Consider the following 21,736-nt stretch of genomic DNA (forward strand, 5'->3'; position numbering starts at 1 on the left):
AAAAGAGAGAAAGTTACTGCATGTCCTACGATTTGTCCGTCTACTGCCCCGGGTCCCCTAGCGTCGACCAGGTGTGGTTGCTTGCGGGTAATACCCGGGGCTTGCACGCCGACTCGTCCAATTCCGACATCAGCGGTGTAAGGGTGTTTCGCGGCGTCAAGCGATCCTACAGCTTCACCGTTGACGGGCCGTTTTCAATCGAGATCGAGGACGTCCCTGGCGAAGTCAGCCAGCTACTGCCCAAAGCCTCGACGTTGTTCCAGGTCCTGGTTGAAGGAACCCAAGAGGCGGAGATCCCGCACGGTGTCCGCTTCGCACGGAAACTGGCCAAAGCTTGCCACGGCATCGTTATGGACGAACAGACAGACGAGATATGGCCGCAGCCCCGGGCGGTAAGGGAACAGCCGGAGCCAGAAGAAAGAGTGGGCGTCAATGATGTATGGCTTAACTGGTATCTCCTGGAAGATGATCTCCCGATGGATTTCCTCGAACGCTACCTCCGGATAGCCGAAGAGCTTCTACCCGAAGCCATTCCGGTGCGCTTCGGCAAGCACGAACCCCTTCAATTCCGGTTTGATGCGGCCGGTATCGACGGCCTCATCGACGAGTACTACAATAGCGAAGCCAACGACTGGGGGGTGTACTATAAAAACCCCTCTCCAGTCACCTACGGGAAAATAGCTGGTCCGGAACAGGCCGCGGGCAATCCATTCACGCGGATCACCCTATGTGTAGACAGTCGGTCACTGACCGATGACCGACTTAGAGCCTCTTTAAAATCCTTCTTCCTAGCCGTGGCAACTGATCTTGGGGCTGTTTACGCATCCGCTGAGAAAGTCACAGGCGGAGAAATGCCACGAATCCCGTACCTCTACATGCCACCACGCCAGTGGGTGGGGTTCCCTCCCTACCCGCTGTGGTGGGTTTGGGCCGGCCCCCGACTGGCGTGCGAGATTGGACGGTTCCTCGGGCCCGCGGCCACCGAGCACAACGCGGGGTTGTTCCGGGCTTACAGCGATCTCCCTTTAGACCGGCACGAACTTATGGACTCCCTCGGCCCCGATAACCTGCCGTGGATCCCCCCCGAATTCTCCGCCTCTTACTCCGACAGGTCCTTGCAGATTGATCCGCTCACAATCGCAACTGTGATCCCTGAAATACTCCGCAACCGCGAACCACTCGACCTTCCCCCAGGTATCTACAACCCCCCCAGGAATGCATGAATCCTGCTACATCGGCCGGAGCCTCTGGGACCGTTCGGCCTTCCCGAGAACGATCCCGCTGTGTCTTATGATCTGACGGTTTACTGTCCAGGGTCGCCAACCATTGACCAGGTGTTGCTTCTGGTGGGTAATACCCGCGGGTTGCATGCTGACCCAGCCAATTCCGATAACAGCGGTGTGGTGGTCCTTCGTGGCGTGAAGCGGGGCTACAGCTTCACTGTGGATGGGCCATTCCCTGTCGAGGCCGAAGACGTCCCTGACGAGGTCGCTGCGGTTGTGCCTGACGTGGCCAAGACGTTCCAGGTTCTGGTTGAGGGAACCCAAGAGGCGGAGATTCCCCACGGTGTCCGCTTCGCACGGAAGCTAGCCAAAGCCTGCCACGGTCTCGTAATGGATGAACAAACCTCGGAAGTATGGCCGCCACCCAAGACGGAAAAAGAACAACCGCTACAGATGGAACCACGAAAGGAACGCAACGACGTTTGGCTGAGTTGGTTGCTCCTTGAAGAGGACCTCCCGGCAGACTTTCTGGAGGGCTATCTCCGGATAGCCCGCGAGCTTCTTCCCGAAGCCGTCCCGGTGCGTTTCGGCAAGTACGAACCCCTTCAGTTCCGATTCGATTCCAGCGGCGAAAAAGGCTTCATCGATGAGTACTACAACGACGAATCCAATGGCTGGGACATCTACTACAAGAACCCGCCACCGGTCACGTATGGGAACATCGAGGCCGCCCGACTTTCCCGGGGGATCCCGTTCACCCGAATCACACTGGTCGTTGACGGCCAGGCTCTCACCGATACTGAGCTCAGGAGCGCACTTCGCCGGTTCTTCCTTGCGGTGGCAACCGAGCTTGGCGCGGTCTATGCATCTGCCGAACTGGTACGCGGCCAAGACATGCAGCGCCGTCCGTTCTTTCGGCTTCCACCTGATCAGTGGGTAGGATTCCCGCCCTACCCACTCTGGTGGGTATGGGCCAGCCCTCGACTCGTACCCGAGATCGGGCAATTTCTGGGACCCGAAGCTTCCGAATACTCCGGTGGACTGTACCGGGCTTTCAGCGACAAGCCCCTCGACCGCCGCGAACTTGCAGAAGTGCTCGGCCCCGACAACCTGCCATGGATCCCCATCGAATACTCTGCAACCTACTCCGACCAGTACATGAAAATGACGCCACTCGCGGTCGCGACCGTCATCCCTGAGGTCCTCCGCAACCGCGAACCGCTTGAGCTTCCTCCCGGGATCTACAACCCTCCGAGGAAAACTTGACCTCCCTACCCCTAGCCGCACAGCTGGCCTCCGGCGGCGCCCTACCGAGATCGTGCACCCGTGTCTTATGACCTGACCGTTTACTGTCCGGGGTCTCCAACCGTTGACCAGGTGCGGTTGCTGGTGGGTAATACCCGTGGGCTGCACGTGGATCCGGAGAGCGCCGGTGACACCGGCGTGGTCGTCCTGCGGGACATGAAACGGGGGTATAGCTTCACCGTTGACGGGCCGTTCTCCGTCGAGGCCGTAGACCTCCCGGAGGAGATCACCGCGGTCCTACCTGACGCAACGACGATGTTCCAGGTCCTGGTCGAAGGCACCCAGGAGGCTGAGATCCCGCACGGTATGCGTTTCGCACGGAAACTAGCCAAAGCCTGCCACGGAGTGGTCATGGACGAACAAACCGCCGACATCTGGCCTCAACCCCGGACAGTAAAAGCACCACCAAGAACGGAGCCGAAGCCGGAGCGGCGAGACGTTTGGATCAGTTGGCTGATCCCGGAAGAGGACCTCCCGACAGACTTTCTGGAGGGCTATCTGCGGATCGCTCGAGAGGTTCTTCCCGAAGCAGTCCCGGTGCGTTTCGGCAAGTACGAACCCCTTCAGTTCCGGTTCGATTCCAGCGGTGAAGAAGGTTTCATCGATGAGTTTTACAACGACGATTCCAATGGCTGGGACATCTACTACAAGAACCCGCCACCGGTCACCTACGGAAAGATTGAGGCCCCGCAGCTCTCCGCAGGTAACCCGTTCATCCGAATCACCCTGGTCGTGGACGGTCATGCCCTCGCCGATAGTCCGCTCAGGAGCGCACTTCGCCGGTTCTTCCTTGCGGTGGCGACGGAGCTTGGGGCGGTCTACGCTTCGGCCGAAGTTGAACGCTACCAAGACATGGGCCGCGTGCCCATCTTCAACATGCGCCCCCCGCAGTGGGTGGGTTTCCAGCCCTACCCGCTCTGGTGGGTATGGGCCGGACCCCGGCTCGCACCCGAAATTGGTCGTTTTCTTGGTCCAAGTGCCGAAGAACACAACGGGGGGCTGTTCCGTGCCTTCAGCGACGAGCCACTGGACCGCGACGCCCTCACGGACGTTCTCGGTCCCGAAAACTTGCCATGGATCCCGGCCGAATACTCTGCAACCTACACCGACCATCAAATGGCACCCCTCGCCGTCGCGTCCGTGATCCCCGAAATACTCCGCAACCGCGAACCCCTCGACCTTCCCCCAGGCATCTACAACCCACCCAGGAAAGCCTAAAAACTGCTCCCGGCCCCACCACCCGCCCAGCGCTGCCTACGGGTGGAGCTCGTACAACTATGCACAGGTATCGCACTTCCTTAGAACTGAGACACCGCTCTTGAGACGCTTCCCCTTTGCGGATTTTCGTTCGTGGTGGCATTCCTGCTATCGCATCGAGGCCGCAGACACCCGTGCAGGGATCCTATACCGGGCACGTTGTCCAGACGGCTTGGGCACCCGTTCAGATGCCTTCGAAAAATGACAAAATCCCCCTCCAGCTTCCACGTAACCTCTCTGTCCCCTATATTTTCCCTAATCATTGGCTGCAACAGCAGTCACAAAGACGACTTACGGGACAGTCAACTTTCTTGGCTCAGGAGTGCACGTCCAGATATCGGTAAGCCGTGGCTCTGGCCGAAGCCGGTGATCTACACAAGGTCCGCCGGTTGAGTCAAGAGCCTTCAGTTCATACGCCCCCAAAGCCTCTGTTGGTCGAAATAGCGACCTCCCGCCATCCCGCTCCCTTCCATTGGCAGCCGCATCCGCCATGCCGCCCTGGTCCGTTGAAGAATGAGGCTCTCAAACTGAGCGAAGGCGAAAATGATGGTGATCCGTCTACCATCGCTCGCCGGGTCGATGGCGAGTGTCGTGTCCCAGCCGGTCTGGCATCCCGTCCAGCCTTTGACGGTTTACCAGGGTCCCGCTGATCCCTGGTCATTTCAGATTCGCTTGCACCCAGCTACCGCACAAACGAGCATTGAGAAGCAGCGGCCGCGGCAGCTCCACCGTCGTAATGTTGCGCAGGTCACACTCGACGCATACGCTGGGGACGCTGCAGCGTGGCAGCAAGGATGAAAGGCATTACATTGGCCAGCGACAAGCTCTCCGTAGTTGTTCGCGTCGACGTTGACGGCGAACAGATCCAGATCGCAGCGACCGGTCGAGTAACCACCTTGAGCCTCCAGGGGCTCTACCCGGTGGTTCAACGCACCAAGAGCCTCGGCGGCGGCCTCGGTGTCGAAATGGATCTGTCCCAAGCGACTATTGATGCCGATGCCCTCGCCCAGCTGACGACTTACGCCGAGCTTCACGAGGTCCCGATCCGGCTGCAGCCGGATTCCGGCAACGTGACCGCCCTTCCAGCTCGCGAACTCCAGACCACCAGCCGCGCCGCATAGCAGGAGGCACCGATGCGCAAAGTCACCGCTGGCCTGTTCCACTCCGTGGATGGCGTAGTGCAGGACCCCTTCAAGTTCCAGTTCGACAGCTTCGACGACGAACTGGGCACGGGACTCACCAAGATGATCAACACGGTGGACACCGTAGTCCTGGGTCGTGTCAGCTACCAGGAGTGGGCCGGCTATTGGCCCAACGCGCCGCGGGACGAAGACTTTGCTGCCTTCATCAACCCTGTGGAAAAGTTCGTTGCATCCCGCACCTTGTCCGAACCCCTTGAATGGGAAAATTCCCACCTGATTGAGGGCGACCTGGAGCAGTTCGTCACGGAGCTGAAATCGCGGGAAGGCGGCGAAATCGCCGTCTGCGGCAGCATCTCCCTGGTCCGCCAGCTCTTCTTCGCGGGCATCCTCGATGAACTCACCCTCATGACGCACCCCGTAGTTGCGGGCAGTGGGCGACGACTTTTCGAAGATGGCGATCCGCTGCACCGGCTCGCGTTGGAAAACCAATACGCCACCAGCAAGGGCAACGTGGTCAGCACCTACAGCCTGCGCGAAGACTAAGGCGCACGACGCCGGCAGTCACCCGCCGCCGTCGACCTGCATGAACGGTCACCCCAGCAGCAGCGCCGCTCCCAGTTCGCTCCTGAAGTAGAGCACGCTGTGTCCGTATCGTGTTGATGTCACGAGTCCAGCGTCTCGGAGCACCCTGAGGTGCTGGTTCACAGCGGACGTTGTGACCCCGAAGCGCAGGCCCAGCTCGGTGGACGAGGCCGGGGCAGCCAGCGCAGTGAGCAGGCTGGTCCGAACCTCCCCCAACACAGCCACAATCGCAGCCGGATTCGTAACGCGCTCCGTTTCCCACATGGCACCCTGGCCCCGAACCGGGTACATCAGTAGCGGCGGGTCGCCGTGGTTCACGGGAGCAGAGGCCCTGCGGGTAAACATGGTGGGAACAAGGGTCAGCCCCAGGCCGTCAGTCTTCTCGGTCCGCGACGCCGGGTTCTTCAACCTCACGGATATCACCCGTCCGTCGAACTCCACAGCACCGGACAGGTCGTTGAGCATCGTGAACAGCCCGCCCTGCGCAATCTGACGCCCAAGGTAGACGATATCCGCTTCCAGTATGGTGCGCATGCGCAACCAATGCGGTGCGAAGCAGGTGTCCCAGAACTCCCGGAGGATACGGACCATACGCCGGACGGCCTGATCAACAGGTCCGGAAAAGACGGCCGGAACGGCGCCGTGCACCCGCATTAGGTCCCCATGAAACTGCTCGACTGAAATTTGCTCCAATGCATCAAACTCGTCATCGATCCTCGTGAGCGGGGACTCAGGCCGCGGGTTCAGGAAGTCCGGTGTCCACAATCGGTCATCCACCAAGGCCAGCAATCCATCCAGGTCCAAGCGCGAGCGGGCCTCTTCCGTCCGACGCAACCAAGGCAGTTGAAGTGGATACTGGCTCGGGTCGCGAATAGTCCTCAGGGAAAGTCCCAGTTCACATAGAGGCGAGATTCCGAAACGCACGCCGCCCAGATCTGCGTCTGACAACTCGTAAGTGGTGTACTAATGGCGGTAGCCTGCGCACTTTACGCAACTGCGGGAGGGATGCCGGTCATCGCAGCCATCACCCTCCTGTGTGGCGCGGCACTCCTTCACTCGTTCGCGGAAATCCTCTCGCAGGCTGGGGCCTGGGGACTCAGCTTCGAACTCGCCAACCCCCTCCAAGCAGGCGCTTATCAAGGGATGTTCGGCATGGGATCCGCCCTGGGTGCCATGCTGGCACCGCTTGTGGTGACTGCCACCGTCGTCGAACATGGCGCGCTGGGCTGGGCCATCCTAGGCGCGGTCTTCCTCGCGTCGGCGGCGGGAATTGCGCTAATAGCGCGGAAGGCTCCTACGACGACGGCGCTCGCGCCGGCGGCCCGCTTATCTGCGTAGGACACGCCGCAGCAAACTCACCAGCCTGGACGGTCCGACCTGATTCGCGGCTTCATCTTCACCGCAGCAGTCCGGGCAAGGCCCATCCGGGAACTCACCCATCTGCTTCCAGATCCACCCCTCAAGGCAGTTGTTGTTCCGACACTCCTTTTGCATCACAAACCGTCCCCCAAACGCCATTGATTGCCGTTATATATGTGGCGTCCGGAGATAAATCATTACGCGGAAAAGCGCCTTACGTTTGTGAGCGAGTCTTCCGATGCAGGCGAAACAGTCATTCACGACTTCCTAGTTCGAGCAGATCCACATCAACGTAACCGCTGCCTGGCTTGGGAGAACCGCGTTCCTTGCGAAGCCGGGCGGCCTTGTACTCGTCCCTGGCTAGTTTGAACCCGTACCAGGCAATAAATCCTGCGAGCCCCATAACCCAGAGCGCACCCCAAGAGAGTCCCTCCCCAATCCAAAGTGGGGACAGGAACATGGCTACAGCGGCGACGAACCCCACGCATCCAAAAGTCGACAGAATGGCCATCCCCCACCAAGTACTGACCTGAGCTTGGCCCCGGCCCGGCGAAAACCCAATCTCATCGCCCGGATAACTGTGGAGTTCACCGGTAGTGGTCCTACGGAGCACCCGCTTCTCGCCATTGGCGATTGCCTGCTTGTGTTCGGCGTACACGGCATCCTCATGCCGATAACGCTCCCGGTCATAAACCACGGCCAACCCTCCGAAGATTCAAAGGTCCAGCCTAGCGGCCGTTGCACGACGGCGGAGTCGGCTCAGAAGCGCTCGACGGCCAGGTGTGGCCGGCCCGGGTGGTCAAAGTCCTGGCCGGCCACACTGTCCGCCTGGGCAAGCGGACATGTGCGCGGCCGGCCAGCCGACGGTGGGGCCTTGCTCGCGCACGGTGACCAGCCGACGAGGGGGGTCTCTTCGCCTCATCGACCGGGGCTGTTGTTCTGCATCCGAATGCGCTCTACAGCCCGTCACTACTTGGTAGTGGCTCCAGCGGGATGAACGTGACGTGATTCAGGTCACCTTAATCCTGTTCGCGTTCGTGAGCGCGGCCTACTTCTTCCGAGCCTTCAAATCCGCAACTACCTTCGCGATCCGCCGGGCACGCGTCTCCTCGGTCTTCGCATCACCGATCGGCTCGACGTAGCGCCGCTGGCTGCTGTAGTTCAGCGTGCCGTAGAACGCCTTCGCCTCAGGCTCCGCCTCGAGCGCGGCGGTCAGGTCCGCCGGCAGCTCGACAACCCGGGGTTCGGTGTCAACTTCAAGACCAACGTCCACGGTGTCCCCCGCTGCGGCGCCGGTCAGTTCACGGTTCGCCGAGCTGACACCCACCATGTATTTCCCGCCCATCACGGCGATGCTGCTGCGGTAACTCTGGCCGTTGATGGTCACCACCACCGGGGGCCGCTTTCCCGCGCCGAGCCCCTCAACGATCGCGTCCGGAACCTCGATACCCGCCTTGTTGCCATCGCCGACGATGGTCGTAGTGAATTTCATGACCCAAGTATGCCGTTGGCCGCCAGTAGACGCACCCCGTCAGCAGGACTACGTTCGAGGTAACCACGCAATCCCCGCTACCCAAGGAGAAGAACATGGACGAGCAGGACCTTCTGGAGCGCATCCAATCGTTGGTTGAGGAGGAGCACCGTCTCCGCGACACCACGTCAGGGGGCGGCGGAACCGAGGACGACGTCGACGGCGATGGCAGCCGCGCACGACTGGCTCAGCTCGAAGCGCAGCTCGACCAGTGCTGGGACCTGCTGCGCCAACGCCGGGCCAAGAGAGACGCCGGGGAGAACCCCGACGAGGCCGAGCCGCGCCTCATTAGTGAAGTGGAAGGCTACCGACAGTAGCCCCACATTCCACTACGCGCCTTCAAGCACCTGACTCGTCGCCCACGCCAAGTATTTGGCGGCGTTGGCAACGGCATCGGCGACGTCCGGAACTCCATCCTTGCGCTGCGCGACATCCAACAGCTGGGCGGCGGCAACTATGCCATGTTTCGCTAGGTCTTCAGGCGTGACGGTGATGCGACCGGCCACGGCGATGACGGGAATTCCGTGCAAACTCGCGGCGTCAGCCAACGCAATGGGCGCCTTGCCGGTGAGTGATTGCTCATCCATGGAACCTTCGCCTGTGATGACGAGATCTGCCTCGCCGAGGTGCTTTGCGAGGCCCGTGAGCCCGGCGACCAGCGCAAAGCCACCTTCCAGCGTGGCATCAGTGAATGCGAGGAACGACGCCGGGAACCCGCCGGCCGCGCCAGCTCCCGGAACGTTTACATCGCGGCCGGTGGCCTCCCGAAGGAGCGACGCCCAATTGCGGAGACCGGCGTCGAGCTTTTCAACGGTGTCCTCGTCCGCGCCCTTCTGGGGACCGAAAACATGCGCCGCACCTTCCGGCCCGTACAGCGGGTTTTGGACGTCGACGGCGATGCGAAACTTCACGGCGGACAGCCGCGGATCCAGTTCGGAGACATCCAACGCAACGACGTCGGCCAGGGTACCTCCGCCAAGTGGCACCACATTGCCGGCCGCATCCAAGGGTTTGAGCCCCAACGCGCGCAAGGCGCCGCTGCCGCCGTCGGACATTGCAGAGCCACCCAAGCCGAGCACGATCTCCGTGGCGCCGGCGTCGAGGGCCGCTGCCACTAGCTGGCCGCAACCGTAGCTGTGGGCACGCAATGAGTTCTCCGGCGTCGGTTCCATATGGGCCAGGCCGGAGGCCATCGCCGTCTCGATAACGGCGCTTGCCCCGCCGAAGGAGTCCTTGCGGATTGCCCATGAGGCTCCGACGGGCTTGAGGATAGGGCCAACAACGGCGTTGTTCCGTTCCTCGTAACCAGCAGCAATAGCGGCGTCCAGGGTACCTTCGCCGCCATCGGCAACGGGGAACTGGGTGGTCACGGCGTCCGGGTAGACACGCAGGGCACCTTCGGCCATGGCTGACGCGGCTTCGGCGGCGGTCAGGGATCCCTTGAACTTGTCAGGGGCTATGAGGATACGCATGGGTCCATCTTGCCAGCTTCGCTCGGAAAGCGCTTGCCCAGCGCGTAACTTAAGTGCGAGCGCCGCTAGCAAGGGCCGGAATTATCCGCCGATTACCCTCACTGGAGCCCCATCAAGCCACGCCTTCACATCTTCGAACGCCCCGCCATAGAACTGCCGGTAGCTCTCGTGCGTCACGTAGCCGATATGCGGCGAGAGAACGGTCCTCGAAGAATGCAGCAGCGCGTGCCGCGCCGGCAGGGGTTCCTCCTCGAAGACATCCAGGGCCGCGCCACGGATCCAACCCTCCTCCAGAGCTCGGATCAGCGCCGCCTCGTCCACCAGGGGGCCGCGCGCAGTATTGACCAACACGCCGTCGGGGCCCAGAAGTCGCAGTTCTTCCGGGCCAACGATGCCTTCCGACCTCTCGGATAACCGCAGGTGCAGCGTCACGACGTCGGACTCCCGGAACAACTCCTCTTTGCTGACCTTGCGGGCACCGGCAGCCTCGGCAGTTTCCGCCGTGAGGTTCTGGCTCCAAGCGAGGACGTCCATCCCGAATGCCTTCGCATATCCCGCCATCCGCTTGCCGATCTTGCCCAAGCCAACTATTCCGAGGGTTTTGCCCTCGAGTTCAAACCCGACGCCGGTCTGCCAGCCGCCAGCGCGCAGGGAGTTCTCCTCCACAGTCAGGTTTCGGGCAAAAGCCAGGAGCAAAGCCCACGTCAGCTCGGGCGCCGCGGCCGGTGAGCCACCCGTTCCGCACACCACGATGCCGCGTTCCGCCGCCGCTTCAAGGTCGATCGCCGCATTCGCCATGCCAGTGGTTACCAGCAGCTTCAGGTTCGGCAGCGAATCAAGGACGTCCTGTGGAAAACGGGTTCGCTCGCGCATCGCCACAATGATGTCGAACGGCGCCAACGCGGCCACGGCTTGCTCTTCCGAAAGGAAAGGCGCGCTGAAGACGCTGACCTTCACGTCGTCGTCGAGCAGTGAATCCCACGGGGCGTAATCGCCGGAGACCTGCTGGTAATCATCAAGGATTGCTAAACGGAATCGGGTCACGGTATTCATCCTTGCGCGGCGGCCGGTGGTACTCAACCCCGTGGCACGTTAGGTTTTTGATTGTGAGCCAAAATGTGACCCCCGCCATGCCCAAACCCGAGCATCCCCGTCCGCAATTGGTCCGCGACAAGTGGCTGAACCTCAACGGCACCTGGGGATTTGAGATCGACGCCGGTGACTCCGGCTTGGAGCGCGGACTCATCACGCGCGAACTTAACAGCGAAATCCTGGTTCCGTTCGCACCGGAATCTGCACTTTCGGGGATCGAGCACGTCGATTTCATGGAAGCCGTCTGGTACCGGCGAACGGTGACGATCCCTCAGGAGTGGGCGGGCCAGAACATTCTGCTGCACTTTGGCGCCGTAGACCACGACGCCACCGTATGGGTGAACGGGGTTGAAGTAGCCCGTCACCGTGGCGGCTTTACACCCTTCACTGCAGACCTCGGAGGAGTGGCCGAGCCCGGAACGGAAGCCGTAATTGTGGTGAGGGCCAGGGATTCACGGCACGAGATGCAGGCACGCGGCAAGCAGGCCACGTGGTACGACAACACCCACTGCCAGTACACCCGGACCACAGGAATTTGGCAGACGGTGTGGATGGAAGCGGTCCCTGCGGTTCATATCAAACGCCTCCGCATGACTCCCAATCTCGCTGACGCCAGCATCACACTGGAGGTGCCCGTTAGCCGTAACCGCAGCGGGCATACGGTCACCGCCGTCCTCAGCGACAAAGGTGACGTGCGTGTTGAGGCCACAGCCAAAGCAGACCTGGACCTCACGCCGTCACTCCGCCTCACCATCCCCGCCGAATCCCTGCGTCCTTGGTCCGTCGAAGATCCCGTCCTCTACGACCTCGAAGTCAGGATTCACGATGGGTCCGGCGATGTTGTTGATCAGGTCAGCAGTTACGCGGCCGTCCGGTCCATTGCCTTGGACGGCAAGGTGGTTCGCATTAACGGCGAAGCTGTCTTCCAACGACTCGTTCTGGATCAGGGCTACTGGCCCGACTCCCTGATGACCTCGCCGGATGACGCTGCCTTGATCAAGGACATCGAATTGTCCATGGCCGCAGGCTTCAACGGCGCCCGTTTACACCAGAAGGTCTTCGAAGAACGCTTTCTCTATCACGCTGACCGCCTCGGTTACTTGGTGTGGGGCGAGTTCGGCGACTGGGGTGTCTCCGGCGGAGGCACTGTGGGGCACAACCAAAAGCCAACAGCCAGCTTCGTGGCGCAATGGTTGGAAGTGCTGAAACGCGATTTCAACCACCCCTCCATCATTGGCTGGTGCCCCCTCAACGAGACGCACCAAGTTCTCCATGACCGCCTGACAGTGCTGGACGACGTCACCGAGGCCATGTTCCTGGCCACCAAGCTCGCCGACCCCACACGCCCGGTCATTGATGCTTCCGGCTACGCTCACCGGATCCGCGACACGGACATTTACGATTCACACTCCTATGAGCAGGACCCGGACCGCTTCCGCATCGAGCAGCAGGGGTTAGCGGAGGGAAAGCCATACATCAACCGCAAAGCCGACGGCGAGGTGTACTCCGTGCCGTACGCGGGGCAGCCCTACTTTGTCTCGGAGTTCGGCGGGATCTGGTGGAACGAAATGGAGGCCCGTCAGGCTGTGGACGGAAGCGACGTCGCCACCTCATGGGGCTACGGCCAGCGCGTCAGCAGCGAGGAAGAGTTCTACACCCGCTTCGACAGCCTCTGCTCAGTGCTCCTGGATAACCCCGACATGTTCGGTTATTGCTACACCCAGCTCACGGACGTCTTCCAGGAGAAGAACGGCATCTTCAACTTTGACCGCAGCAATAAGTTCGATCTGGAGAGAATCCGCGCAAGCCAAGTTCGGCCTGCCGCGATCGAAACCCGCCGAGGTGGCAGTTGACCCCAATGTCTCCGCCTGGGACTGTCATTAACTGCCAACTCGGCGAGGGGTCTAAACCCACTCGCCCCTGCGCACCAGGACTTCCTTGAGAAGGTCCAGCCTGTCGGACACGATTCCGTCCACGCCAAGGTCCAGCAGCCTTTCCATTTCCACGGGATCGTTGACCGTCCACACATGGACCTGACTGTCGCACCGGTGCGCGCGCCGGATGAATCCGGGCGTCACCACAGGAAACCGCCCGTAGCGGACAGGAACTTGGAAGACGTCGACGCCGGAGAGCAGCTTGTGTGCCAACCGAGCCGGAAGCACGGGGCCCAGAAGAACGAAAAGCGCGGTCAGGGAGCTGCCCGCAGAGGAAGCCACACGACGGGAGAGCTTGGAAAGGACTGCCCGGCGGCGCCTGTCCGAGAAGCTGGTGACCAAAAGCCGGTCATGGACGCCATGCTTTTCGATCGCCGCAGCCATCGGGCCCACGGAATTCCAGTCTTTAACGTCCAAGTTCAGTCGGACCTGGGGCAGGGCAGAAACCAGCTCATCGAAGGTGGGGACGGGCTCCACTCCACCGATTCGGGCAGCCGCAACTTGGGCGGCCGTCAGCTCCGAAACCTTGCCGATGGAATCAGTCACACGGTCCAGGGAAGAATCGTGGAAAACGAGCAGTACGCCGTCGGACGTCGTGTGGACGTCCGTTTCAAGATGGACAGTTCCGAGCTCCACTGCAGCTTGGAATGCAGCCATGGAATTCTCCAGGCCATCCAAGGAGAAACCTCGGTGGGCGAAGGCCAAAGGCCCCACCGAACCGTCCTTGCGAAGGAAATAGGGCAGCGTCACTCCCGTAGCGTAGCCCATGGCAGAGGCGCGGTTAGCTCTCCTGCGGGACCGCCGCCGTCGTCGATTGCGGAACGATCGTCACGCCGTCGCTGACGTGCACCAATGTCCGGCCGCGACCGCCGTCGAGCTCCACCCAAACCGCGGTGGCATCACCGGTAACGGCGTCCACCACGCCAGCTGACTCGAAACCCGGCGTCAGCGTGACGTTGACGCGGTCGCCCTGGCGAAGCGAACGCCAGTGATGATCCGGTTCGATGCGCCGCAATGGAGCGGTATTGACGTTGTTGATCCGACGCTTAGCCATGGTTCCCCCTACAAGTTCAATGAGACAGATAAACCGTGCGAACGGGTCTTGGCTGGAAGCCTACGGCCGTAAGTTGAACGCCGGTTGTATGGAAGCTGGGAACCAGATGACACTGCGGGACTGACAAACTAGGGGCATGACTGTGTTGATTGCCGGCTGCGGCGACCTTGGAACGGAAGTTGGACTGCGCTTCGCAGCTGCGGGCCATAATGTGGTTGGCCTGCGCCGTTCCCCTGAAAAGCTACCCGCCGAAATCAGCGGCATGTTCGCGGACCTCTCCGTCGCAGTCCCGGAACTGCCGGAGGACGTGGACATTGTTGTGGTGGCTATCGCCGCCGACACGTCCACAGAAGAGGCCTATCGCGCGGCTTACTTGAACGGCGTGAAGAACGTGCTGGACGCACTGCAACGGCAGTCCATCGAGCCGCAGCGGATCCTGTTCGTCTCCTCAACGGCTGTGTATAAGGATTCCGGCGGAGCTGTTGTGGATGAGTCCACGCCCACGGAGCCCACACGGTTCAGCGGCAGGGTACTGGTGGAAGCCGAAGACCTGTTGTTCAGCCGGACGCAGGGGACCAAAACCCGGCCCATCTCCCTAAGGCTGGGCGGAATCTACGGACCTGGACGCACCCGGCTGATCGATCAGGTCAGCAGCGGCACGGCCGTCATCCCTTCCCAGCCCCGGCATACCAACCGCGTTCACCGGGACGACGCCGCGGCCATGATCGTGCACCTCACCACCATGGAAGCGGTTCCTGATCGCGTGTATGTAGGCGTCGATGACCACGCGGCGGAAATGGGCTATGTCATGCGGTTCCTCGCCTCTGAAATGGGATGCCCTGAACCCCCGACGGCGGCACCTGGGAACGCGTCCGACGCCGGCCCGGGCGACAAGCGCTGTTCCAATAAACGCCTGCGGGCGACAGGTTTCGAATTCACCTTTCCCACTTACAAGGAGGGCTACCGCGCTTTGCTGGCCGGTGAGGGCGTGCGGCACCCGTGAATCGCAAGGCTCCTACCGCTTCGCGGTCGCATGGGTGGGGCCGGATCTACTTCGCTGTCCAAGCCGTGGCCGGGCTGGCGTGGTGGGTAGGAGTTTTCCTGTCACCGGCCATTCGGACGGCCACTCTCGGCAGCCTGGACCCGGTACTTGTGGCGGCATTTGATGTTCCGCTGTTCGTCATCGCCTCGGGTGTGGCGGCGTTCGGCGTCAGGGCTGCGGCCTTGGTGGCCGCTGGTTGGACTGGCCTCGTTGCGGTCGCCTTGGCCATCTACGCAACAATCACTACCGAAGCGGGGTGGGGCGTCCTGATCATGTTGGCCGCCGCCGCTTGTTCAGTGGTTGCGCTGTTCTTTGTGGTGCAAGGCCGTGTCCCTACGGAGTTGATCGTGCGGGGACCCTTTGCGTTCCGTCCGGCGTCCAACCGTCGCAGTACTGCAGCCAACGTGGGGGCAACCATGGGGCAGTTGATCCTCTTCTGGGGTTTCTTCCTGGTGGTTCTTCCGTCAGCCATTTGGTGGATCGAGCAGCGGTGGGACGTTTCCTTGCCGTTTCCCTCCGCCGCACCGCCCGCCGGTTTCGTGGTGCTGGTGCTCGCCAGTTCCCTCGGGATCGCTTCCGCGGTGACCATGTCCTCTGCCGGAGGCGGAACCCCATTGCCCTCCGCCATGCCCAACCGCTTGGTCATCGCCGGGCCGTATAAGTGGGTTCGGAATCCCATGGCCGTGGCAGGCATCTCCCAAGGAGCAGCTGTGGGGCTGATGCTGGGTTCGTGGCTGGTGGTTGCCTACGCGGTAATTGGTTCACTTCTGTGGAATTACGCTGTGAGGCCACACGAAGAAGCCGACCTGGAACGTCGGTTTGGCACCGAGTTCCAGCGATACCGCGACTCAGTGCGCTGCTGGATTCCGCGCCTGCGAGGAAACTAGACCCGCTGCTCCGTGAGCTTCGCCTCGAGAATCTGGGCCACGCCGTCGTCGTCGAAGTGCGGCGCCTGCTGCCCGGCGGCGAGGATGGCCTCCGGGTGGCCGCTGGCCATCGCGTAACCGTGACCGGCCCAGCGCAGCATTTCGATGTCGTTGGGCATGTCACCGAACGCCACGACGTCAGCGGCTTCGATACCCAGCGATTCGGCGTACTTGGCCAGCGTGACAGCCTTATTGATGCCCGGAACGGACATCTCCAGCATTGCCGTCCGTGGCGCCGAATGCGTGGTGCTCACCAAATGCGCGACGGCTGGCTGCACTTCAGCCAGGAACTCGTCCGGCGTCCCCTTGCGGGTGATTGCCAGGAACTTTACGACGGCGTCATCCGCCGTGAGCGTCTCGGCCAGCGGCGCGGGGGTGAACTCAGCGAGCAGCTCGCTGGTTTCGTTCTCGATGAAGCCCGGCTCAAGCTGGAAGCCCGTGAGAGTCTCCACAGCGAACAGGGCATCGGGCCTGATGGACTTGATGATGCGGCGTGCCTCAAAGACGGATTTGGCACCAAGGACAGACGAGGACAGGGCCTTCTCGGTTTCGAGATCCCACACCACTGCGCCGTTGGAACAGATCACGATTCCGCTGTGACCCAGCTGCTCCTGGAGCGGGTACAACCAGCGCGGCGGACGACCCGTGACGAAGACGAGTTCCACCCCTGCGTCGCGGCACGCCTGGAATGCCTTGATGGTCCGGTCACTGATTTTGCCGTCGTGACCGAGGATGGTGCCGTCAATATCGCTTGCTACGAGCCGCATCAGGCCAGTCTACGTGGGCTCACGGCCCACAAGGTCGCGCGGTTCGGGGAGCGCGGCATAGTGTGAAGTCATGAGTGAGAAGACCAGCGAAGTCGAAGAACACAGCACCCGCGGGGCGTACGTCACCGGTGACGAGTTCACCCGGGACACCAACTACATCGAGGACCGCATCACCCGCGACGGTGCCGCCGGACCGAACGGCGAGCCCGGCTGGCCCGTAGAGCCTGGCCGCTACCGATTGATTGCAGCGCGGGCTTGCCCGTGGGCCAACCGTGCCGTAATCGTCCGCAGGCTTCTTGGCCTGGAGGACGTCATCAGCCTCGGCCAGCCTGGCCCCACCCACGACGCCCGATCCTGGACCTTCGATTTGGATCCGGATGGTGTGGATCCCGTGCTGGGCATCGAGCGACTGCAGGAAGCATTCTTCCGCCGTTTCCCGGACTACCCTCGCGGAATCACTGTTCCGGCCATGGTGGACATCCCCAGCGGCGCAGTGGTGACCAACAACTTCCCCCAAATCACGCTGGACTTCTCTACAGAATGGACAGAGTTCCACCGCCCGGGAGCGCCACAGCTGTACCCGGAGCACCTGCGCGAGGAAATCGACCAGGTCAACAAGCGCGTGTTCACCGAAGTCAACAATGGCGTTTACAGGTGCGGCTTCGCCGGATCCCAGGAAGCGTACGAATCGGCCTACACCCGTCTGTGGAATGCCTTGGACTGGCTGGAGGAGCGCCTAGCGAGCCAGCGGTATCTCGTGGGTGATTCGATCACCGAGGCCGACGTCCGGCTCTTCACCACCTTGGCGCGCTTCGATGCCGTCTATCACGGCCACTTCAAGTGCAACCGCAACAAACTCAGCGAGATGCCCGCATTGTGGGCCTACGCCAGGGACCTGTTCCAGACACCGGGATTCGGGGACACCATCGATTTCGTGCAGATCAAGCAGCACTACTACATGGTGCACGAGGATATTAACCCCACCAAGATTGTCCCTGTGGGCCCGGACCTATCCGGATGGCTTACTGATCACGGACGGGAATCCCTCGGCGGAAGCCCCTTCGGCGACGGCACTCCGCCAGGCCCGGTGAAAGCGGGCGAGGAAGTGGCCGCAGGGCACGGGGCCAGCTGAGCAGCTTTACTTATGCACTCCGTGGTTGAGCTCCGCCCGCGTGGGCGGATTCGCACCGGCCCGTGACACCGTCACGGCAGCCGCACGTGTTGCGTGATCCATGATGGCTGCCAGGGTTTCTGCGGGCATTGCCCTCAAAGCGCCACGGTTCTGCGCGCCGTCCAGCCCGTGATCCACAATCGCGGACAGGAGCCCCGCCATGAACGAATCGCCCGCGCCCACTGTGTCCACAACGTTCACGGATGGTGCGGGAACCTGAGTTTCACCGGCCCTCGTTACGCCCCACGGGCCACGTGAACCACGTGTTACCACCACCAGGGCCGGACCCTCAGCACCACCCAAGGTCAGCCAGCGACGCGCGGATTCCAGCGGATCGACGCCGGGATACAGCCATTCAAGGTCCTCGTCCGAGGCCTTCACGACGTCGGAAAGCACCACAAAGCGCTCGGCTTGCGTTCGCGCATACTCGACATCCGTGATGATGCTGGGACGGCAATTCGGGTCGAAGCTGATAGTGCTGCTCGGGTGGGCATGCTCGACGGCGGCAAGCACCTCTGCGGCGCCAGGCTCCAGGAAGGTGGCAATGGAGCCTGTGTGCAGCAGGGTGGAGCCCTGCAGCATGAGCGGCAACCGACCGGCGAGCCCGGGCAGCTCCCAGGCGAGGTCGAAAGCGTAGGTGGCGGCGCCGTCGTCGTCGATCTGCGCGGTGGCCACGCTGGTTGGCTTCTCATCCGGCGGCAGCGGCACCATCACGGAACTCGAGCGCAAGTGCGCGGCAACGGAATCGCCGTAGGCGTCCCGGCCGTAGCGACCGATGAACTGCACCGGATGATCCAAGCGGGCCAACCCGACGGCAACGTTCAGGGGGCTCCCGCCTACGTGGGCTTCGAGTCCCGAGGAACGTTGAACGACGTCGACCAGGGCCTCACCAATGACTGTCAGCATGGGACCACTCTGCCAGAGGCTGGCCCCACGAACCACAGATTACGAGAGCAGCCGTTGCACCAGTTCACGGCATTTCTTGTACGCCACGGCCTTGGGGTCGATGAGGTCGAAGTGGTCGCCAGGGACGCGCAGCAGCTGGGCCGCACTTCCTGCCGCCGTTGCCGCCGCGACGTACGCTTCGGACTGGCTTGCAGGAACGTCCTCGTCATCTGTGGCATGCACGGCATAGACGGGGACATCGATGGGCAGTGAGCTCATAGGGTCGGCGTATTTATGCCGTTTGGGGAATCTATGGGAATCCCCGCCCATGAGGTTGCAGACGGCGCCATTGCTGAGGTTTAGCTTCTCCGCTGCCGCAAGGTTTAGGAGGCCTGACTGGCTGACCACGCCGGTCAGGTGGACGGCGTTATCCTCAGGAGTGCGCTGGAGCTGGCGGTCGGCGTCGGGCGTTCCAATATCCGAAAGCCGCTGCCGGCCCGCAGCCCAGACAGCCAAGTGGCCGCCGGCCGAGTGACCGAGCGCTACTACTTTGCCAAGTTGAAGGTCGTGGTCACCCGCGATCTCGGACAGATGGTCGATGCCGGCCAGGATGTCCTCGAAAGTATGAGGCCAACCACCACCATTACCGGCCCGCCGGTACTCGAGGTTCCAGGCGGTAATACCGTGCGCTGCGAGGTCGCGCGCCAGGGGTTCACCGAGCTCAGCGCCGTACTGTGAGCGCCAATATCCGCCATGGATCACAACGGCGATTCCACCGGCGACGCTGGACGCGCCGCGATGGTTTCCGTTGGACGGTTCAGGTATGAAGAGTTCGCCCCACTGACTGGGGTGTTCGCCGTAGCTGTACTTGTGCCGCAACATTGCGCCCTCCTTTGTACTGAGCCTATCGTGACGTTTCGGAAGTTTGGCTAGAGGCACCCCGACGGCGGGTGGCTCAGTTGAGTGTCGGACCCGCCCCGTAAGCTGGGGGCGGAGCGGGAGACTGGCGTTCAGGTCACGCATCTCTCTGGGCTGCAAGCCCATATTGTCGGCCGACATGGGTAACCTTCAAAGCAACAACGGGTCCACCTGGTACCCTGGATTGTTGGTTAGTTATGGTGGAGGCCGAAATGATTCCTGTCGTTGACATATTTGCAGGCCCTGGCGGTCTCAATGAGGGTTTTTCCAGCGTTCGAGACCCCGAGACCAACGAATACGTCTTTCAGACGGCCATCTCCATTGAGATGGAAGCCTCGGCTGTTAAGACGCTCACGCTCCGCGCTGCCTACCGTCACCTGCTACGGAGCCCCGGCGGCCTTCCAAAGGCTTACGAGGACTTCCTCAACCAGCGCATTTCCTTGGATGCCTTACTCCTTGACCCCCAGGTCGCAGAAGCCTACCGTCGCGCTCAGGTCGAGGTGCAGCAATTTGAATTGTCGAAGGATTCCCGCCCGGAATCAGACAAGCTCATTTCAGCAGCACTCGGAGACGATATCGAGGACTGGGTGCTCATTGGTGGTCCACCCTGCCAGGCATACTCGCTCGCTGGGCGGTCACGTAGAACCAACGACGAGACCTTTCAGGACGACCACAAGCACTTCTTGTATCTCGAGTACTTACACATCATTGAAAAGTTTCGTCCCAGCGTCTTCGTAATGGAAAACGTCAAGGGTCTCCTCTCCGCGGTCAATGGCGGCCGGCAGATGTTTGACCTGATACGTGGGGACCTGACAAACCCTGCACCTGGCTTGGAGTACGACCTCTTCTCAATGGTGGAAGACAGCGACGAGACCGAACTGTCTCCAAGCAGCTTCATCATCAAAGCTGAAAACTACGGCGTACCTCAAAAGCGGCATCGCGTCATTCTGGTCGGAATTCGCAAGGACAGCGGCTACTCAGCGCCGAAGGTTCTGACGGCAGAAACTCCCGTTACAGTCAGGGACGCTATCGGCAACCTTCCCAGAGTTCGTTCGACGGTGTCGCGGACGGTCGATCCTCTTGGTTTCAAGTGGGCAGACGTGCTTCGATCAAGTACCCGCATAGTGAAAGCGGTTGCGCCAAAGTCAGCGGTAGCCCTCACCCCACCAGCCGCTCTTGAACCAGTATCGACTCAGGCGCCCAGGAACCCAGGCGACGAAGTGCTGATCAAGGACTCCGCCAAGATCTTTCACGAGTGGATCCAACAGTACGCCGAGGACTCAACCTTGCAGCATCACGCACGTGGGCACATGGAGAAAGATCTGGAGCGCTACTTCCTGCTGTCCAGTTTGGCGCCGGCAATGGAACGGAGCCCCAAGGTGCGAGACCTCCCGCGGCAGTTCTGGCCCTTGCACAAGAACGTTGACAGTCATTCGATGCCTTTCGAGGACCGTTTCCGGGTCCAGGTGTGGGACAAACCTTCTACGACGATCGTGTCTCACATCGCCAAGGACGGCCACTACTACATACACCCGGACCCACATCAAATGCGCAGCTTCACGGTGCGCGAGGCTGCGCGCCTTCAGACCTTCCCGGATAACTACTACTTCTGCGGAAACCGTACGCAGCAATTCACCCAGGTGGGAAACGCAGTGCCTCCATTGCTTGCCTACAAAATCGGTCAGTCAATTGCTGCACTCATGCGCCCCAGGACTCCCGCTCCCGTCACTGCAACAAGCGATTCCTGATACAACTCGTCAACAAAGTCTTCGATTTGGGCGGCGGTCATCACATATACGGACTGAACTGCCATCCTTCGAAGAAGCCGCTTATTGACGTCACGGAACAGCTCCATTCGAGGGAGCCCTTCGTCCTCAGTGATGTATCGGAGGTGCAGCCTTCCGATAGCCCTCGCCAGCGGGGCATAACCGCCGATTCGGGGCCTCTCCAGAAGCTGAACTACCTCGTCTTCGCCAAGCTTTGCTGCCACGTCCTCACCAAGTAACTGGATTCGCCACCACAAACGCCCGATTGCAGTTCGCGTCAGATCGAAGAGACGATCTACCGAGATGGTCC

General features: G+C 61.5%; 23 protein-coding genes. 12 read left to right on the forward strand and 11 right to left on the reverse strand.

The annotated features are described in order from the left end of the window. Window positions 1-20 precede the first annotated feature (20 nt). The 5 genes from AC6CH8_RS21535 (at window position 21) to AC6CH8_RS21555 (ending at window position 5,470) form a co-directional block, all read left to right on the forward strand. Complete coding sequence (locus AC6CH8_RS21535; RefSeq protein ID WP_498192291.1) at window positions 21-1,223, forward strand: hypothetical protein; 1,203 nt, start codon at window positions 21-23, stop codon at window positions 1,221-1,223. A 60-nt stretch (window positions 1,224-1,283) separates the two neighbouring features. Further along, window positions 1,284-2,489 (forward strand): hypothetical protein, encoded by a 1,206-nt coding sequence (locus tag AC6CH8_RS21540; RefSeq protein ID WP_498192292.1) that lies wholly within the window; start codon window positions 1,284-1,286, stop codon window positions 2,487-2,489. A 60-nt stretch (window positions 2,490-2,549) separates the two neighbouring features. Next, entirely contained in the window at window positions 2,550-3,746 is a 1,197-nt protein-coding gene (locus AC6CH8_RS21545) for a hypothetical protein (protein WP_498192293.1), read from the forward strand. Between the two features lie 833 nt (window positions 3,747-4,579). After that, entirely contained in the window at window positions 4,580-4,906 is a 327-nt protein-coding gene (locus AC6CH8_RS21550; RefSeq protein WP_498192294.1) for a hypothetical protein, read from the forward strand. A gap of 12 nt (window positions 4,907-4,918) precedes the next feature. Beyond that, entirely contained in the window at window positions 4,919-5,470 is a 552-nt protein-coding gene (locus tag AC6CH8_RS21555) for a dihydrofolate reductase family protein (RefSeq protein WP_179018057.1), read from the forward strand. Between the two features lie 48 nt (window positions 5,471-5,518). Here the strand turns inward: AC6CH8_RS21555 and AC6CH8_RS21560 are convergent, their stop codons facing one another. Continuing rightward, window positions 5,519-6,457 (reverse strand): ArsR/SmtB family transcription factor, encoded by a 939-nt coding sequence (locus tag AC6CH8_RS21560; RefSeq protein WP_498192295.1) that lies wholly within the window; start codon window positions 6,455-6,457, stop codon window positions 5,519-5,521. An 18-nt stretch (window positions 6,458-6,475) separates the two neighbouring features. Here AC6CH8_RS21560 and AC6CH8_RS21565 point away from each other — a divergent pair, with 18 nt between their 5' ends. Beyond that, window positions 6,476-6,847: a hypothetical protein gene (locus AC6CH8_RS21565; RefSeq protein ID WP_498192296.1), complete on the forward strand. Its 372-nt coding sequence runs from the start codon at window positions 6,476-6,478 to the stop codon at window positions 6,845-6,847. Window positions 6,848-7,121: 274 nt separating this feature from the next. Here the strand turns inward: AC6CH8_RS21565 and AC6CH8_RS21570 are convergent, their stop codons facing one another. Both AC6CH8_RS21570 and AC6CH8_RS21575 read right to left on the reverse strand, forming a co-directional pair. After that, the gene (locus AC6CH8_RS21570; protein WP_498192297.1) at window positions 7,122-7,565 is read right to left on the reverse strand and encodes a hypothetical protein; all 444 of its coding nucleotides are present in this window, start codon (window positions 7,563-7,565) and stop codon (window positions 7,122-7,124) included. 351 nt (window positions 7,566-7,916) lie between these two features. Continuing rightward, entirely contained in the window at window positions 7,917-8,360 is a 444-nt protein-coding gene (locus tag AC6CH8_RS21575) for a YdeI/OmpD-associated family protein (protein WP_429330956.1), read from the reverse strand. A 95-nt stretch (window positions 8,361-8,455) separates the two neighbouring features. On the opposite strand from AC6CH8_RS21575, the gene AC6CH8_RS21580 reads away from it, so the two are divergent. Then, window positions 8,456-8,716 (forward strand): DUF2630 family protein, encoded by a 261-nt coding sequence (locus AC6CH8_RS21580; RefSeq protein WP_498192298.1) that lies wholly within the window; start codon window positions 8,456-8,458, stop codon window positions 8,714-8,716. A 12-nt stretch (window positions 8,717-8,728) separates the two neighbouring features. On the opposite strand, the gene AC6CH8_RS21585 is transcribed toward AC6CH8_RS21580, so the two are convergent. After that, window positions 8,729-9,871: a glycerate kinase gene (locus AC6CH8_RS21585; protein ID WP_498192299.1), complete on the reverse strand. Its 1,143-nt coding sequence runs from the start codon at window positions 9,869-9,871 to the stop codon at window positions 8,729-8,731. Window positions 9,872-9,952: 81 nt separating this feature from the next. Next, window positions 9,953-10,924, reverse strand: a complete 972-nt coding sequence (locus AC6CH8_RS21590; protein ID WP_091464387.1) for a D-2-hydroxyacid dehydrogenase family protein — start codon at window positions 10,922-10,924, stop codon at window positions 9,953-9,955. A gap of 65 nt (window positions 10,925-10,989) precedes the next feature. Between AC6CH8_RS21590 and AC6CH8_RS21595 the strand changes: the two genes are divergently transcribed. Beyond that, a complete protein-coding gene (locus AC6CH8_RS21595) occupies window positions 10,990-12,816 on the forward strand; it encodes a glycoside hydrolase family 2 protein (RefSeq protein ID WP_498192308.1) in 1,827 nt (608 codons plus the stop codon). Between the two features lie 51 nt (window positions 12,817-12,867). On the opposite strand, the gene AC6CH8_RS21600 is transcribed toward AC6CH8_RS21595, so the two are convergent. Both AC6CH8_RS21600 and AC6CH8_RS21605 read right to left on the reverse strand, forming a co-directional pair. Beyond that, window positions 12,868-13,665, reverse strand: coding sequence for a glycerophosphodiester phosphodiesterase family protein (locus AC6CH8_RS21600; protein WP_498192300.1), 798 nt, complete (start codon window positions 13,663-13,665; stop codon window positions 12,868-12,870). Between the two features lie 13 nt (window positions 13,666-13,678). Further along, the gene (locus tag AC6CH8_RS21605; protein ID WP_420179571.1) at window positions 13,679-13,951 is read right to left on the reverse strand and encodes a hypothetical protein; all 273 of its coding nucleotides are present in this window, start codon (window positions 13,949-13,951) and stop codon (window positions 13,679-13,681) included. Window positions 13,952-14,087: 136 nt separating this feature from the next. Between AC6CH8_RS21605 and AC6CH8_RS21610 the strand changes: the two genes are divergently transcribed. Together AC6CH8_RS21610 and AC6CH8_RS21615 are read left to right on the forward strand one after the other, a co-directional pair. Then, entirely contained in the window at window positions 14,088-14,954 is an 867-nt protein-coding gene (locus tag AC6CH8_RS21610) for an SDR family oxidoreductase (protein ID WP_498192301.1), read from the forward strand. Continuing rightward, window positions 14,951-15,880, forward strand: coding sequence for a methyltransferase family protein (locus AC6CH8_RS21615; RefSeq protein WP_498192302.1), 930 nt, complete (start codon window positions 14,951-14,953; stop codon window positions 15,878-15,880). Before AC6CH8_RS21610 ends, AC6CH8_RS21615 begins: the two co-directional genes overlap by 4 nt. Here the strand turns inward: AC6CH8_RS21615 and AC6CH8_RS21620 are convergent. Beyond that, window positions 15,877-16,686: an HAD family hydrolase gene (locus AC6CH8_RS21620; RefSeq protein ID WP_420179568.1), complete on the reverse strand. Its 810-nt coding sequence runs from the start codon at window positions 16,684-16,686 to the stop codon at window positions 15,877-15,879. The genes AC6CH8_RS21615 and AC6CH8_RS21620 overlap by 4 nt on opposite strands. A 70-nt stretch (window positions 16,687-16,756) precedes the next feature. On the opposite strand from AC6CH8_RS21620, the gene AC6CH8_RS21625 reads away from it, so the two are divergent. Further along, window positions 16,757-17,818, forward strand: a complete 1,062-nt coding sequence (locus tag AC6CH8_RS21625; RefSeq protein WP_498192303.1) for a glutathione S-transferase family protein — start codon at window positions 16,757-16,759, stop codon at window positions 17,816-17,818. A gap of 6 nt (window positions 17,819-17,824) precedes the next feature. Here the strand turns inward: AC6CH8_RS21625 and AC6CH8_RS21630 are convergent, their stop codons facing one another. Both AC6CH8_RS21630 and AC6CH8_RS21635 read right to left on the reverse strand, forming a co-directional pair. Further along, window positions 17,825-18,763: a carbohydrate kinase family protein gene (locus tag AC6CH8_RS21630; protein ID WP_498192304.1), complete on the reverse strand. Its 939-nt coding sequence runs from the start codon at window positions 18,761-18,763 to the stop codon at window positions 17,825-17,827. A gap of 39 nt (window positions 18,764-18,802) precedes the next feature. Further along, the gene (locus AC6CH8_RS21635; protein WP_091464369.1) at window positions 18,803-19,624 is read right to left on the reverse strand and encodes an alpha/beta hydrolase fold domain-containing protein; all 822 of its coding nucleotides are present in this window, start codon (window positions 19,622-19,624) and stop codon (window positions 18,803-18,805) included. A gap of 248 nt (window positions 19,625-19,872) precedes the next feature. Here AC6CH8_RS21635 and AC6CH8_RS21640 point away from each other — a divergent pair, with 248 nt between their 5' ends. Then, on the forward strand, window positions 19,873-21,408 hold the full coding sequence (locus tag AC6CH8_RS21640) for a DNA cytosine methyltransferase (RefSeq protein WP_498192305.1): 1,536 nt from the start codon (window positions 19,873-19,875) through the stop codon (window positions 21,406-21,408). On the opposite strand, the gene AC6CH8_RS21645 is transcribed toward AC6CH8_RS21640, so the two are convergent. Beyond that, on the reverse strand, window positions 21,342-21,736 hold a 395-nt coding region (locus AC6CH8_RS21645; protein ID WP_498192306.1), incomplete at its 5' end, for a DUF6339 family protein. The two genes, AC6CH8_RS21640 and AC6CH8_RS21645, sit on opposite strands and share 67 nt — an antisense overlap.

The sequence above is a fragment of the Paenarthrobacter sp. GQ52 genome, assembly GCF_059759005.1.

Excerpts from the sequence above, each read along its gene's own strand:
- AC6CH8_RS21535 (WP_498192291.1), top strand. The coding sequence starts at position 21 with ATGTCCTACGATTTGTCCGTCTACTGCCCCGGGTCCCCTAGCGTCGAC.
- AC6CH8_RS21550 (WP_498192294.1), top strand. The coding sequence starts at position 4,580 with ATGAAAGGCATTACATTGGCCAGCGACAAGCTCTCCGTAGTTGTTCGC.
- AC6CH8_RS21555 (WP_179018057.1), top strand. The coding sequence starts at position 4,919 with ATGCGCAAAGTCACCGCTGGCCTGTTCCACTCCGTGGATGGCGTAGTG.
- AC6CH8_RS21565 (WP_498192296.1), top strand. The coding sequence starts at position 6,476 with ATGGCGGTAGCCTGCGCACTTTACGCAACTGCGGGAGGGATGCCGGTC.
- AC6CH8_RS21575 (WP_429330956.1), bottom strand. The coding sequence starts at position 8,360 with ATGAAATTCACTACGACCATCGTCGGCGATGGCAACAAGGCGGGTATC.
- AC6CH8_RS21580 (WP_498192298.1), top strand. The coding sequence starts at position 8,456 with ATGGACGAGCAGGACCTTCTGGAGCGCATCCAATCGTTGGTTGAGGAG.
- AC6CH8_RS21585 (WP_498192299.1), bottom strand. The coding sequence starts at position 9,871 with ATGCGTATCCTCATAGCCCCTGACAAGTTCAAGGGATCCCTGACCGCC.
- AC6CH8_RS21590 (WP_091464387.1), bottom strand. The coding sequence starts at position 10,924 with ATGAATACCGTGACCCGATTCCGTTTAGCAATCCTTGATGATTACCAG.
- AC6CH8_RS21600 (WP_498192300.1), bottom strand. The coding sequence starts at position 13,665 with ATGGGCTACGCTACGGGAGTGACGCTGCCCTATTTCCTTCGCAAGGAC.
- AC6CH8_RS21605 (WP_420179571.1), bottom strand. The coding sequence starts at position 13,951 with ATGGCTAAGCGTCGGATCAACAACGTCAATACCGCTCCATTGCGGCGC.
- AC6CH8_RS21610 (WP_498192301.1), top strand. The coding sequence starts at position 14,088 with ATGACTGTGTTGATTGCCGGCTGCGGCGACCTTGGAACGGAAGTTGGA.
- AC6CH8_RS21620 (WP_420179568.1), bottom strand. The coding sequence starts at position 16,686 with ATGCGGCTCGTAGCAAGCGATATTGACGGCACCATCCTCGGTCACGAC.
- AC6CH8_RS21625 (WP_498192303.1), top strand. The coding sequence starts at position 16,757 with ATGAGTGAGAAGACCAGCGAAGTCGAAGAACACAGCACCCGCGGGGCG.
- AC6CH8_RS21630 (WP_498192304.1), bottom strand. The coding sequence starts at position 18,763 with ATGCTGACAGTCATTGGTGAGGCCCTGGTCGACGTCGTTCAACGTTCC.
- AC6CH8_RS21635 (WP_091464369.1), bottom strand. The coding sequence starts at position 19,624 with ATGTTGCGGCACAAGTACAGCTACGGCGAACACCCCAGTCAGTGGGGC.
- AC6CH8_RS21640 (WP_498192305.1), top strand. The coding sequence starts at position 19,873 with ATGATTCCTGTCGTTGACATATTTGCAGGCCCTGGCGGTCTCAATGAG.